Annotated in this window: 13 protein-coding genes; 7 read left to right on the top strand and 6 right to left on the bottom strand. The window is 47.5% G+C overall.

What is annotated here, in order from left to right; all coding sequences use genetic code 11:
• Positions 1–37: 37 nt before the first annotated feature.
• From O1722_RS23850 to O1722_RS23825, 6 genes are all read right to left on the bottom strand, one after another.
• Positions 38–508 (bottom strand): hypothetical protein, encoded by a 471-nt coding sequence (locus O1722_RS23850; protein WP_000170639.1) that lies wholly within the window; start codon positions 506–508, stop codon positions 38–40.
• 433 nt (positions 509–941) lie between these two features.
• Positions 942–3,332, bottom strand: a complete 2,391-nt coding sequence (locus O1722_RS23845; protein WP_000694552.1) for an Ig-like domain-containing protein — start codon at positions 3,330–3,332, stop codon at positions 942–944.
• Positions 3,333–3,733: 401 nt separating this feature from the next.
• Complete coding sequence (locus O1722_RS23840; RefSeq protein WP_000115760.1) at positions 3,734–3,985, bottom strand: hypothetical protein; 252 nt, start codon at positions 3,983–3,985, stop codon at positions 3,734–3,736.
• Between the two features lie 32 nt (positions 3,986–4,017).
• Positions 4,018–4,221: a hypothetical protein gene (locus O1722_RS23835; protein WP_012477421.1), complete on the bottom strand. Its 204-nt coding sequence runs from the start codon at positions 4,219–4,221 to the stop codon at positions 4,018–4,020.
• Positions 4,222–4,442: 221 nt separating this feature from the next.
• A complete protein-coding gene (locus tag O1722_RS23830; RefSeq protein ID WP_001251242.1) occupies positions 4,443–4,874 on the bottom strand; it encodes a hypothetical protein in 432 nt (143 codons plus the stop codon).
• Positions 4,875–4,977: 103 nt separating this feature from the next.
• Complete coding sequence (locus O1722_RS23825; protein ID WP_012695482.1) at positions 4,978–5,493, bottom strand: hypothetical protein; 516 nt, start codon at positions 5,491–5,493, stop codon at positions 4,978–4,980.
• A gap of 331 nt (positions 5,494–5,824) precedes the next feature.
• On the opposite strand from O1722_RS23825, the gene O1722_RS23820 reads away from it, so the two are divergent.
• From O1722_RS23820 to O1722_RS23790, 7 genes are all read left to right on the top strand, one after another.
• Positions 5,825–6,589 (top strand): hypothetical protein, encoded by a 765-nt coding sequence (locus O1722_RS23820; RefSeq protein ID WP_000277498.1) that lies wholly within the window; start codon positions 5,825–5,827, stop codon positions 6,587–6,589.
• Positions 6,590–6,669: 80 nt separating this feature from the next.
• Positions 6,670–7,431, top strand: coding sequence for a methyltransferase (locus tag O1722_RS23815; RefSeq protein WP_001447802.1), 762 nt, complete (start codon positions 6,670–6,672; stop codon positions 7,429–7,431).
• Positions 7,432–7,524: 93 nt separating this feature from the next.
• Positions 7,525–7,788 carry a hypothetical protein gene (locus tag O1722_RS23810; protein WP_000149862.1) on the top strand — a complete coding sequence of 88 codons (264 nt, stop codon included), beginning with the start codon at positions 7,525–7,527 and terminating at the stop codon, positions 7,786–7,788.
• Positions 7,789–7,831: 43 nt separating this feature from the next.
• On the top strand, positions 7,832–8,419 hold the full coding sequence (locus O1722_RS23805; RefSeq protein ID WP_000491820.1) for a hypothetical protein: 588 nt from the start codon (positions 7,832–7,834) through the stop codon (positions 8,417–8,419).
• 464 nt (positions 8,420–8,883) lie between these two features.
• Positions 8,884–11,304 carry an Ig-like domain-containing protein gene (locus tag O1722_RS23800; RefSeq protein ID WP_000681217.1) on the top strand — a complete coding sequence of 807 codons (2,421 nt, stop codon included), beginning with the start codon at positions 8,884–8,886 and terminating at the stop codon, positions 11,302–11,304.
• A gap of 543 nt (positions 11,305–11,847) precedes the next feature.
• Positions 11,848–12,552 (top strand): IS6-like element IS26 family transposase, encoded by a 705-nt coding sequence (locus tag O1722_RS23795; RefSeq protein ID WP_001067855.1) that lies wholly within the window; start codon positions 11,848–11,850, stop codon positions 12,550–12,552.
• Between the two features lie 5 nt (positions 12,553–12,557).
• Positions 12,558–12,698 carry a hypothetical protein gene (locus tag O1722_RS23790; protein WP_001044210.1) on the top strand — a complete coding sequence of 47 codons (141 nt, stop codon included), beginning with the start codon at positions 12,558–12,560 and terminating at the stop codon, positions 12,696–12,698.
• The last annotated feature ends 421 nt before the right edge of the window (positions 12,699–13,119 follow it).

Here is a 13,119-nt window from a genome sequence, read left to right as displayed (position 1 = left end):
ATAATTGACCTTAAAATTAAATTAAAAGGGCTTTGAATTAATGAATACCTAAAATGCGGGCGGCAACTGCCAGCTGCTTATCACTTAACTGACGCTGGTGGGTTAAAGAAGACTTAAGGCTTTCCAGAAAATTATTACTACTGGATTGTTGGGTGATTGCATCAACCATTTTTTGATGAGACCTGCACCATGCTGTGAACGCAGAACTGTGGGCGCTTTCAGTCCTTAAACGCTCGTCTTGCAGGGATGCTGACACTTTGCGGGCAGCTTGCGCATTAATGCGGTACAGCGCATTCAGCGTGTAAGCAGTACGGGTCGTTTCGAGGCTGTAACCCGTGGCTTTACAAGCCATACAGCGACTTCTATAAAAATGCTTACGCTCTCCCCGCCCATTGCATTTATCGCAAACAATACGAAAAGTATATTCCGCAGTACCTTTTACAGAATCAACACAGCGGATTTTTGCGCTGGAGATTTCAATTCCACTGCGATCATAATATTTGGTCATAATGTGATTCCTCCGGTTAGTTCTGGAGTAATCATGACAGAATGAATCTACTGGCTAATAACCTGAGAGTAAATATTTTAAAAAAACATTGAGAGAGGGGCTGCAAATTTATACACGAAGGATTCAAATATAATTTGTTTAAAAAATTAAGAGCATTCTGAAGTAAAATTGCATCAAAAAGCATTCATGGATAAATCATGTACTGGTGCCAGCGATTTAAACGAGGACATTGTTCCGGTGTAATTACACAGTTTAGCATCATAGATTATAACCAAAAGGAAGGAGTCCTTCCCGTCTCGGGAATATTACTTTCCCGTTTGCAGTTTAAGAGACACTTAATGAGAAAGTAATAATTAAGTCATGCTCAACTCTACATTTTACATTGAGGATGGCGTAACAGGGTACGGCATACTACCGTACCCTTGTGTAGGGTTTATGTTTGAGGGAATTCTATAGTAAATGTGGCCGTGCCAGATTGACCACTTACAGCGGGAGTAACGGGATATGTGCGCTCTTCACCATTACCAAGATCCAGTGACAGCGATTTAGTTTCACCAGGCTGGACCGTAACTCCGGCAACCGTAACGCCGAACTGGGCGTTTTTCTGAACAGTCAGGGTTCCGTTTAACTGTCCGGTAATGATAGAACCGTCCTGACGACGCAACACACTGGTTCGGATGATGGCCAGCGGCGTGTTGTCCGTTGCTTTCAGTGCTACGGCTGTGGCCAGCGTCTTGAGATTATCCAGCATAATCAGGTTAGCTGGCTGGTAGGTAAAATTAAGCGTTTTAGTGGTCCGGTTACCTGATTCGTCAATAGCCAGAGCCTCCAGATGATACATCTGTCCCGATTCGTCAGTATTGGGGAAGATTCTGGGGTATTCAGGAATAAAGACATCCTTGGATAGCGGCGTGAATGCAAGGGTGACCTTTTCAGAGTTAGGTCCACCAGCGAGCTGAAGCGATATCAGGGAAGCATCCCCAGAGGCATCAGTAACGCTTATGCGTAGGTTCTCAAGCCCTTTAACCAGTTTTCCTTCTGCGTCTGCGCCATTAAAGCTGAACGCAATAACCGGAAGCGTTGAGTCAATTTTCAGCGGTGCATTAAGCGTTTTGGTTCCTGTGTTTCCAACAAGATCCGTGGCAGACACGCTAACAACCGTATAATCCCCGTCCGGTAGACCAGCGTATGAGAAAGTGGCGTTTTTGGTTTTATAATCGCTTTCACTGACAGTCACAGGCTTCAGGGTGAAAGTTTCCCCCCGGGCATTTTTAAGGGTGGCTTCGAAAACTTTGGTATCCCAGTAGCTGATGTTCCAGGCGTTGACGCGATCATTATCGGTGGCCGTCATAGTGATTGTCTTGGAGGCCTTGTTTACCTGAGCGACATTAACCACCGGTGGGTTGTTATCCCAGATAACCGTAAAATTACCAGCAAGCGCATCGAATATGCTGTCACCATCTTTTCCCGAGTAAAGATGCAGATACTCAAATCCTTTGTCACTGGTGTAGTTGAAGTTAACCGTCATCTCGCATGAACTTTGTCCGACAGGAATAGTGCAGAACCAGGCTGCATTTTTTACCGTTCTGAACTTTTGCACGTATGGTCGGGGTTCTGCGGTTACCTTTATGCGGCTAATGGTGGCGGTTTTAACGCTGATTGAGGCCTGAGTTAACCACTCACTGGTATCACTCCGGTACATCTCTTTAGCCACTATCTTCGGGGCTATTTCCATCGCCGGGGCTGGAGTGAAGTTGAGGGAGTTATGATGAATTCGTCTTACTCCTCCCGCCAGAGTCTGAAATTCATGATAAGTATCCCCCACATTTGGATATATGTATTTGAAAGTATAGATATTATAAGTGCTATCGGACGTCTGGAAATTCGAGTCCGCCCAGCCATATTTGGAACCGTTAACAGCAGTAAAGTCACTTTTCTTCCTTAATACCCGTACGGAAATAGGGTTCTGGAAGACGGTCATGCCAGACTGATAGGAGACCCATGATCCGGTAGTGGCGTCCTGCACCTGGATGATATCGTCAGGCTTAACCCGATCAATTACGCTTCGGCGGCTTAGTTCGCTCCTGTTTCCCGCTTTGTCATAAAGGTAGATCCCCACTTTATATTCAGAGCGGTTTTCCGGTGCCAGGGCATTGCTGCTTGCGTCGGCGACTTGAACGGTTACGCTACCTTCCACTGTATTAATTTCCGCTGGCTTTTTACGCTCCACTCCAGCGGCATCGGTTATGAAATATTCAGCATTAGCAAGCCCGGAACCTTTATCACTCAGTCCATTAAAGACCAGTGCCTGGACGCTGGCGTACTGCATACCGGCTGGTACTGAAGTGAAGATCGCTTCGCTGCCAAAGTTCCACCCATTTCTCGTATAACTTATGGTACCCGTTGCCGGAGGCGTTCGGTCAATTGCAAGCGGGTAATCCTGCCGGGAGACCTCCTTCCCTTGCAAGTCGGTAATCACCTCTCTGAGGGTGAAGCTATCTTCTCCCATCGCTGGTACGGTCAGAGTCTTGCCGTAATAATCAAAGCCTGTCGAAGATGTGGTACGGTCATCAACGGTAACCAGGCTGCTTTTCGTGCTCCAGATGAGGCTCCCGTCACTTTTCAGCAGACTGAGCGTAATATAACGGTCCAGACCGGAAATAACGGCAACGTCAAAGCTCGTTACCGGATTAATCCATACGGATGCAGGCGATACGGTCTTTTTAACGTTCAGGGTATCTTTAAAGCTGAATTCTGCGATTTCAGCGGAAGCTCCTGCGCTGAAACCTGCAAATGCAATAAGCAGGGCTAGTTTGATTTTCATGGGTTGTCTCCTGATCAGGTTCCCCATGATACTTTTTCAGTGTTCGTGATCTTTTCGGGAAAATAGCTATTTTTGATGTTTTTCTTTTCTGCCCGGCGGGACTTTTTTGTTTACGTGAATGCAACAAAACCAGAAAAGTTACTTTTTGATAGGGTAAAATTAGGTTTCCCTAATTTCCAGAAGCAAGCGAAAGCAGAACTAGCTTAATAGCCATTAAGAACGCCATACCTATTGATAAATAACGCTCCTTACATTTAATGATTTGAGCATTTAAAAATGAATTAGCGAAAGAATTTTGGTTTGCTTTTTATTGCATGAGTAAAACAGTATTAATAATCCGGAGCCATTAGAACGTACTCTAAAGACTCCGGTATACAGATATCTTGCCAGTAAAAATGGCCTTACTCCTCATCATCCCCCAGCGCTTTTTTGATGGCGCGGCGGCGGGCTGCATCACCTACACGATATCCGACTGAATATACGTCATTCAACCGGCGCAGAATAAGATTTATTTCCTCATCCTGAATGTAGGCAGGTAAACACAGAACCACGTCGCCATCTTCATCATAGACTCGAACAACTTCCTTCTGCCCATCTCGCTCGCGAATAATCTGGACATGCTGAACCCTGGTGTATTCTGGGTTTACGCTCATTTTAAGTATCTCTCTGTAATTGTTGTTACCAGTTAGCTATAAGCCGGATAATTCTGGTATTCAGTGTTCTGCACAGCAATCGCCTGCTCGTGGATCATTGACACTGCCAGGCGGGCTTTAACTCGCTTGCTGGTGAGAAAACGCTTCACTTCTTTAAGTTCGCTGCCAGCCGACAGCATATTGAAGACATGCTGTTTGAGACTGTTGTTATTTTTGGCCACTTGTTTCTCCATCATCTTTGTACATGGTTATTTCAGGCTGGCCTGCCAGATCACACACGTTATCCATATGCTTTTGGACCCAGTCTGTTAGACCCAGACCTTCGGCCTTTGCCTGATTGACGTAACGCAGTTTACGTTCAGGGGTAACCCGCATCTGTAGTTGTGCCGTCGCTGGAACCGCCTCTTTCAGGGCGTTAAGGCCCCTCTGATCACGGGCCTGAATTGATGGTTTACCGCTAGGCATCTGATGTATCGCTCTCCCGGCGAGCGGTGGACAGCTCTATTTCTTTTGCGATAGCTTTATCTATGGCATCCAGCTGCATGGCAAACTTGATTTCAAGCGAACAGCGTAATGCCTTCAGGGCGCGTTCTTTGGTGCTGTATTGTGGTATGCCGTTCTGGCTACCATTCATGCCTCGCATGCGGCGGGAGGTTGCATCGACAACCTCTCCCTCTTCCCGTGTGCCGTGAACCGTAGTTCCGCTCCATGTCGGATAAACAGTGCCAGTGGCGGTGTTGAAGCTCCAGCCGTTTTGGTATTCCCCCGAGACCTCTGGTACGGGCATATCGCGTTCAACGCCATAGTCAGACCAGCGTAAAGCGCGGTTTATTCTGGCCTGTGCCACCAGCTCATCATACGCGGCTTGTTCTTTTTTATTCATCGCCATTTAGGGCAATCTCCTTAGAGGGGAATTAGGTGTTATATCGGTACGTAAGTGCTTTTCAGGCCTAATCTCTGACAAGGCCTGATGTGCCAGACTGCCGTTGCATTCACCGTTTTATGGCGGTTGACAGAGCCTCATTAAGAGCCGCAATTAGCTCAGGCGAAGTCGGCTCCAGATTTTTGGAAGCGTTCAGCAGCTCCTGAAGTGAAGAGATTTCCTTTGGCTCCACCTGGTTTGTTTCAGGTGCCGTTTTTTGCACTTCATCCAGTGTACGCTGTGCACCGTTATCCAGCACCAGCACCCCCCCGGCACGAATTTCTGAAATGGTGCGCAACGTATACATCAATTTATCCCAGACACGGCTACCAACCTCGAACCCGGAATCAGCTACTTTTTCTTCATTATGCTTTTGAAAAATTTCTTCTAACCAAGTGGTGAAGCGCTTTCCAAAAGTATTGGCGGCTAAAGAAGTGCAGGAATAAACCTGTTCAACCTGTTTTGTTCCATTTTTATCAGTGAATGTAATGAGACCGATTCGGCCACTGTTAACAGTGTAAAAGCGAGGTTGAAAGCCAGCTTTGAGAAGGTTTTCAATAGCTGAAAAAAAATCTTTTTTGAGCATCGGTTTCAAAATGGTTTTCCTTTTATGCCCGGTGCCGCCGGGGCGGTGGCGTTAAATATACGCCATGTAAGTAAATTAATTTATACCCATTTGATTGTCAATACAAACAAAAAAACAAACCATGTTTATTATTTTATCAACGATGCTATTTTAAAGTCCGTCTAAAATAAAAAACCAAAAAGTTAAATTTGAAGCCGTCCTTCCTAAATTCATTTCTTGCGCATATTAGCACCCTGCTTTAAGTAAATAATTTTTGAAAAAGTTGTCTGGAGGTTATTAGCTCGTGCATCTGGATTGGTAATATAAAGCCAACACAGAAAAGGAAAACAAAATGTATAAATTAGTATCTCCTCGTGAACTGACTGAGATTATTACCGGTTTACTGCTTAAACCTGAACTCCTTGGTGAGCTGGACTCACCAGAAAAGCATCGGATGTTTATGGCAGATTTAGGCCGCGTGGTGGCCGAACATTGTGGAGGTCTGGTAAACAGCGTCGTCTTGCCAGGAACAGAAGTTACAGTGTCGGATGGGTTACCGCTTAATGGCCAGCCGGTACGTTATCTCGGAATCAAAGAGAACATCCCTCACCTCCTTGTAGAGCCTGATGCTTCCTTACCTTCGCTCGCTAAAAACGTCTGGATGTATGCAGATCCTGAAGGCTGGAAAGAACATTTTGGAGCTGAGGAAGACTGCCTTACTCCTGAAATGATGCAGCTGTTCCGTAAAGGTATCCAGGCTCTTCAGAAAGAGCATGACACCCCTGAAATTAGCCTCACACTTCAGGACTGGCGCCTGGAGGAGGAAACACTGCCAGAAGAGGACAGTCAGGCCTATCAGGTCAGCGTTACCGGCCAACATAACATCCACTGTGAAGTTGTTAACAAGGAAGGTAACCCCTGTTTTGGTGTCATGTTCGAAATCGATCAGGGTGTGCCTGCCTTACACATCAACACCGGCGGGGATATGTTGCTCCACATTCATTGCGCCCATAACGGACTCGTTCTGACCCCTGATGCAAGCGGTCAGCGATTTGATAAGGCTCCCGTTGACCGCTTCTCTTATAACAGCCCATCCCTGCTGTTGTCTGCCGACTAACCAAGGCCAAATCTGAATTGTCCCGTTTAAGTAACCAACCCGCTGCCGCCAGGCGGGTAAATCCTCTTAATGGAGTTTTAATGCAAATCTCAACTGAAGTTCTGAACGTCTTATCTCGCTGCCGTGCTGAAGGGAACTTTCTTTTCCTGGCCGACCAGCTCGACCGCAGCATTTATGTTAAGACAAACAAAGTGCTCGAAGCCGCCGGTGGCAAATGGAACCGAAAAGAGCAGGCACATATTTTTACGGCGGATGCAGCTGAGCGTATCGAGCAAATCATTCTGACAGGTTCGGTTGACATCCCACGAGATCTGTTCAATTTCTTCCCTACACCTGAGAATTTAGTCACAGATATGGTTCTACGCGCTGAACCAGCTGCCGGGGAGCGTGTACTGGAGCCAGAGTTTGGTGATGGCCGCATTCTGAAAGCCTTAAAACTGGCGGCTCCGGATGCATTGATTACCGGGATCGAATTGAACGATGAGCGATTCCTTGCAGTGAAGAACGATAGTGTCCTTAGCACAGGAGTCGAGCTGGTGCATACCGACTTTCTTGGGTACCAGCCCGATGAAACTTTTGATGTTATCGTTATGAATCCACCATTCCTTAAACGCTCTGACGTTAAACATGTCATGCATGCCATCGCAATGCTCGCTAAGCGAGGTCGCTTACAGGCCATTCTGTCAGCTGGGGTATTGTTCCGGGAAGACACACTGACAAAAGCGCTCAGGGAGCGAGTCAAACAACTTGGCGGACAAATTTCGCCTCTTCCGGATGATACATTTAGGGAGTCCGGAACAAAGGTCAAAACAGCCCGCCTTGAAATTGATCTTCGCCGCTAACTGACAAGCAACCGGAAAGAAATCTTAATACGAGTAGCCGGTTAAAGTTACCTGACCGGCTTAACTGACTAAATCAATAAAGAGTGAACAGAAATGACGCATACTGCCGTTTCTCAGGCTAATAGTGCTTTGCAGCTACCCACGGTGGAGCATGTCTACGCTCTTCTGAAAGCAAATTGTAAACCTGACCGCTTTGACGGGCGTGACGGACCCGTGTGGGGCCAGGAATACTCGTGGAATCTGGCAAAAGATCGCTTACAGGATCTGGAGAAATACGGTAAGGCATATGTCTCCCGTCATGAAGACCGTATGGGGGAAGGATTTAGTTTTGGTCCTGACCTGTTAATTATTCGCTAACGCTCCTAATGCCTGATGATATGGTAAGCACAACTGGAAAAATATGTTTTCAAAGCCTATGACCACTTTCACACCAGAACGTATTGAACAAATTTTGGAATTTGCCGAGGGTAGTAACCCAAGCGAAGCAATGAGTCTCAGAGCTGACGAAGTTGCTGTACTGGCACGTATTGGAAAGGCAGTTATGTCGATTGCGCCTGTTTATCAGTGCGAGTTTTGCCACCATGACGCAACCGGGCAACTTCAGTGGCACTGGGAAGATGTGAACAAAGCTTTTTATGATAAATACGATCCAGACAGACGCGGAAGACGTCGAATCCTCTATACCGCCCCGCCGATGCCTTTAGTTTCGGCTGACCTGCTTAACATGGCTTCATCTGCTATTGAAGACTTGCTCACTAACAAAGACAGAAGTGGTGCGGGAATGTGGAATGACATTCCAGAACAGCTACGACGCGCAGCAGAACTGGTAATGGATAATAGCCGGGCCGCTGAAACAGAAGCGATGCTGATGCGTCTTTATGTAGAATGTGACACAGGTGAGCGCAGGGGCAACGGCACTCAATCTGGCGTAGCAATGCCTTCTTGGCAAACCGTTGAAGAGGCACGTGTGTTGCTAGGGGTGAAATGATGCAGTTCTCGCCAGGGCAGTTTGTAATTCACAACAAGAAGCGCCTTGCGGAACGAAGGTAGACGTACTGACTGAGGTTCACTCCCCTCTCGACTGGTGGCGTAATGCCGCCAGGTTTTGATTCATATATGCCGTCCGTTAACGCATTTATATCTGACATACCTAATTTATCCTGATTCTTTTTTACATAAAGTAAAAGCATCACTTAATGCGATATGTGGATGCCGATAGTTTCAGGCTAATGTTATAAGTTTTGCAATCGTTGCCAGTTTGGACACCACAGAAATGTCAGATGTAATTCCAAAAAGAAAGATTTCCGTCCTGAACGCACAATAAGGTTTGTCGAAAGGCAAATTATAGATTTGTAATTTCGAGCACCATATGGAGAAGTTTTTTATACTTTTACGAACATAGTGACCTTTAGGAAAAGCTTAAAATAACACCAAACCTAAAGGGGAATAAGAATGAAACATCTCGCTTTTATTACTGCTGTAGCCGGACTCGGTATGTCTGTTCAGGCCCCAGCTCAGATATATGAATCGGCCTTTAAAGACACGAACGGTATTGAGATCCACGCCCCGTCTTCTCGTCTTATGCTTAATCCGGCATCACCGGTAACTTTGACACTTATTTCAGGTCTTGATCGTTTCGTTAATGTCAAAGTCACGAAAGACACTGGAACTGTCATTCTTAATACTACGACTACACGGACGGGTGTATCAGACCGACTAACAGCTGCTGACGGTAGTGAGTTCTACGGCAAAAAAGTAACTTTGCCTGCTTTGGGTGAAGGCAAATTTGTCGTTCAGATAAACGTGTTAGATCTCAATCAGAAGCCTGTAGCGACCTATAACTATAACTGGCTAATTGATGTCACCCCTCCAGCGGCAAATGCTCTTACCGCTAATACTGGTTCTGGCTCTACCGCTGGTGACGTGTGGAAGCTTGGATTAGAGGCAACGGGGCAGTATGACTTCACCTCTTCGGGCGTAAGTGATGCAAATGGTATTGATAAGGGCCTAATATATATTTACAGGCAGGACGGTAGCCTCTACAGCACTACACAGATGCAGTATGACGTATCCGGCCAAAAGATGTACCACACTTACTCTAAGAATTCAGTTAAGGGAACCGGAATACCAGACAGCAACCTGGATGAAGACTTTACTGCAAAAGTTGTTATCTTCGATAACGCAGGTAATAGCCGAACGCTGCCAACTCAAAAATTTCGCTACGACAACACGCTGGGTGAGATGACACTGTGGGCCGTTCATGATCCAAATACGTCTTCCAGCGTCGTACCCGGGGTTTCTAATTATCCGGCTTACAAAGCCGGTATGGTCGTTAACGAAAACCCTATTCGATTAGTCTACCGGATCCCAAAATCTAACTACCGTGCTTATTCAGAAGGTGGGCTTCAGTTCATCAATCAATATTCCGCCCCCAAAGAGATAGCTGTAGACAGCACTTATGCTTATGTTGAAATGACTCTTCCCTATGGCTCAATTAATGGGGATATGGCTCGTATGGCGAACTTTGGCCAGTGGGGAGGGTATTATCCGTCATACAGCCTCGTTCTAAACCCATCTGCAAACCAAACGCCTGCATTTGCGGGTACCTGGGTAGATTTCCTCGATGACAAGGGGAACTGGGTTAAGTGGAAGGATTTTGAGAGTGTGGCTTCATCACGACTGCCAATTAAAATTTCCCGACTTCGTTTTAACGTTGAAGCCCGGCCCTTTGCACAAGAGATCGGCGGTAAGGCGACCTGCACCATTCCGGCAGGAAAAACCTCGTGTGAAGCGCCTGAGACGTTTGATATGGCCTTGGGTACCCAGGGCTACAATAGGATCCTTTACTTCGTTCGCAGCATCAGCAATCCCATTTTGCGGTCTGAGCAATGGATTATGACACGCTGGAACAATAAACAACTGCCGGTAATAAACTCGATATCATATGACGAGACTAACAAGCAGCTGGATGTACTGGCGTCACTTGAAGGCGATGGTAACTGGTTCGACTCGGTCTCATTGAGGGAATTTTATCTTTCCGATAAGAACACCGGTACCCGGATGTCACCCACAGGCGTAATCAAATCTCGTATCTCAGGTAACTACACGATTGCTTATGATTTATCCCGTCAGTCTGAAGGAAAATACAACGTTGAGGTCAACATCAGGGACTTCTTCCAGAACCAGACCAATAAAACTTTCGGAGAAATTGCTCTGGATAACACTCCTCCGACAGTGGCCATAACATTCGACGGAAAGCCGGTAAAAGACGATACGGTAGTGTACGGCCTGGAGAACCTCAGGATCGCTCTGGCAGATAATCTGACAACCCCGAGGATAACCCGTCTTCAGCTCGTAGGTGGCCCCACAGCTGATAACGTTGAGCTTACGTGGTCACCGGCAGGCAAAGATACATACATGCCTGAGTATCCGAGGCTGTTCCCAAATTTCGAACCATCTGAAAATTATTCAATTAGCGTAACAGTTGCCGATAGTCAGTCGAATACCAAAACCTATACTCAGAAGTTCAGTTATCTACCGAATAACCTTGTGCAGTTACATAATCTACGCACATTATCGGTCAGTTCGCCTCTCAAAACGACAGATGGCGTACCCCTTGCGTACCTGTCCACTAACGTTCTGCGTAAGACAAATGGAGAAATTGCTAAAGGGGTCCAGAACGCAACGCTGACTGTGCGGAAGGATGCAGCCTTCGGTATTAAATTTAACGGGGCACAGGCGGCTCCAGGTGAGTCAGTTGAGGTGCAAATAGATATGGGCCAGGGGGATAATCTTCTGTTACCCGTTTATCCTTCCGAAAATGGGAAAGTTGGCACCTCAGAATTCATGATTCAGATCGACGAGTTGAAGTAACTACCCGGAGCCGACAGTAAAACTGACGGCTTCAATTTTACTGCCCTCCTTGACTCCGATCAGCCAGTACGTCTTCAGAGATTCGCAAGGAAGAACCGAAAGAAAAGTTACTTTAATCGTACGTTTCCAGCGATGCTTTTAAAAGACAATGCACACTCGTTGATTACGACAATGGGAGTGAGTGTCGAAACCCTTGAGTAAGGATACCCGGTAAATATACAGCCCCGGGGATCCTCTTCCTTCAACCGGGGATGACAACGGTAGTGAGTCCGGCAACTCACTCCCGTTGTCACTTCTCTGACATATCGTCATACGAGCTTACTCAAGTGCATCCACAAAGATGGGATCGTTTTGAATCTAAACTGGTACTGGTTAGCCAGTCACTTGCATCTATTCCCCCGTCGATACTTAAGTGACAATTGTAGTGATCTGCAATACTGGTGTCTCAGAAACACTGACGACGGTAGAGACTCAATACCCGGCACTGTTGCAAATAGTCGGTGGTGATAAACTTATCATCCCCTTTTGCTGATGGAGCTGCACATGAACCCATTCAAAGGCCGGCATTTTCAGCGTGACATCATTCTGTGGGCCGTACGCTGGTACTGCAAATACGGCATCAGTTACCGTGAGCTGCAGGAGATGCTGGCTGAACGCGGAGTGAATGTCGATCACTCCACGATTTACCGCTGGGTTCAGCGTTATGCGCCTGAAATGGAAAAACGGCTGCGCTGGTACTGGCGTAACCCTTCCGATCTTTGCCCGTGGCACATGGATGAAACCTACGTGAAGGTCAATGGCCGCTGGGCGTATCTGTACCGGGCCGTCGACAGCCGGGGCCGCACTGTCGATTTTTATCTCTCCTCCCGTCGTAACAGCAAAGCTGCATACCGGTTTCTGGGTAAAATCCTCAACAACGTGAAGAAGTGGCAGATCCCGCGATTCATCAACACGGATAAAGCGCCCGCCTATGGTCGCGCGCTTGCTCTGCTCAAACGCGAAGGCCGGTGCCCGTCTGACGTTGAACACCGACAGATTAAGTACCGGAACAACGTGATTGAATGCGATCATGGCAAACTGAAACGGATAATCGGCGCCACGCTGGGATTTAAATCCATGAAGACGGCTTACGCCACCATCAAAGGTATTGAGGTGATGCGTGCACTACGCAAAGGCCAGGCCTCAGCATTTTATTATGGTGATCCCCTGGGCGAAATGCGCCTGGTAAGCAGAGTTTTTGAAATGTAAGGCCTTTGAATAAGACAAAAGGCTGCCTCATCGCTAACTTTGCAACAGTGCCGCGCGACGAGCAGCAGCACCAGGAGCAGAAGCACGTCGAGAAAAAGCAACAGCAGATCGAGCAGCGCCCACGGCGGGCCGCTCGCATCGGATAAGTCGAAAAATCCGGCTAAAGTGGCCGAGCTGCACATCAGGCCGCGCGGTTTTCCTCCCTGATCGCCGGCGCGGTTTCTTCCTCCCTGAACCGCATGCAGACTTGCCGCCTCGGACACCCCGAGGCGGTTTTTTTTCGCCTCGCTCGAGCATCGCCGCATCCGACGATGCCGAGACGACCAGGCCGCGCACGTCGAGCTGCAGCATCGCCATTGCCGACGATGGCACCAGGTCGCCGGCGGTGGCCACCGACCTCGAGCTCGCATCGCCACATCCGACGATGCGCGCCGGCGTCGACCATCGCCAGGTCTGACGATGGCGGCCGCCCTGCCCTGGATCTCGCATCGCCATTTCTGGCGATGAGATCCACGGAGCGGCCATTTAGACCCGCCAATAACGACCCGGCCAAGATAAATCGCATGA

Source organism: Enterobacter cloacae complex sp. HYC003_NIDB, assembly GCF_056673375.1.
The sequence above is the reverse complement of the archived record's forward strand: the minus strand, read 5'-3'. Positions and strand labels throughout refer to the sequence as shown.

Coding starts and splice junctions, on each gene's coding strand:
- O1722_RS23795 (WP_001067855.1), top strand. CDS start 11,848: ATGAACCCATTCAAAGGCCGGCATTTTCAGCGTGACATCATTCTGTGG.
- O1722_RS23840 (WP_000115760.1), bottom strand. CDS start 3,985: ATGAGCGTAAACCCAGAATACACCAGGGTTCAGCATGTCCAGATTATT.
- O1722_RS23830 (WP_001251242.1), bottom strand. CDS start 4,874: ATGGCGATGAATAAAAAAGAACAAGCCGCGTATGATGAGCTGGTGGCA.
- O1722_RS23810 (WP_000149862.1), top strand. CDS start 7,525: ATGACGCATACTGCCGTTTCTCAGGCTAATAGTGCTTTGCAGCTACCC.
- O1722_RS23800 (WP_000681217.1), top strand. CDS start 8,884: ATGAAACATCTCGCTTTTATTACTGCTGTAGCCGGACTCGGTATGTCT.
- O1722_RS23815 (WP_001447802.1), top strand. CDS start 6,670: ATGCAAATCTCAACTGAAGTTCTGAACGTCTTATCTCGCTGCCGTGCT.
- O1722_RS23850 (WP_000170639.1), bottom strand. CDS start 508: ATGACCAAATATTATGATCGCAGTGGAATTGAAATCTCCAGCGCAAAA.
- O1722_RS23805 (WP_000491820.1), top strand. CDS start 7,832: ATGTTTTCAAAGCCTATGACCACTTTCACACCAGAACGTATTGAACAA.
- O1722_RS23835 (WP_012477421.1), bottom strand. CDS start 4,221: ATGATGGAGAAACAAGTGGCCAAAAATAACAACAGTCTCAAACAGCAT.
- O1722_RS23845 (WP_000694552.1), bottom strand. CDS start 3,332: ATGAAAATCAAACTAGCCCTGCTTATTGCATTTGCAGGTTTCAGCGCA.
- O1722_RS23825 (WP_012695482.1), bottom strand. CDS start 5,493: ATGCTCAAAAAAGATTTTTTTTCAGCTATTGAAAACCTTCTCAAAGCT.
- O1722_RS23820 (WP_000277498.1), top strand. CDS start 5,825: ATGTATAAATTAGTATCTCCTCGTGAACTGACTGAGATTATTACCGGT.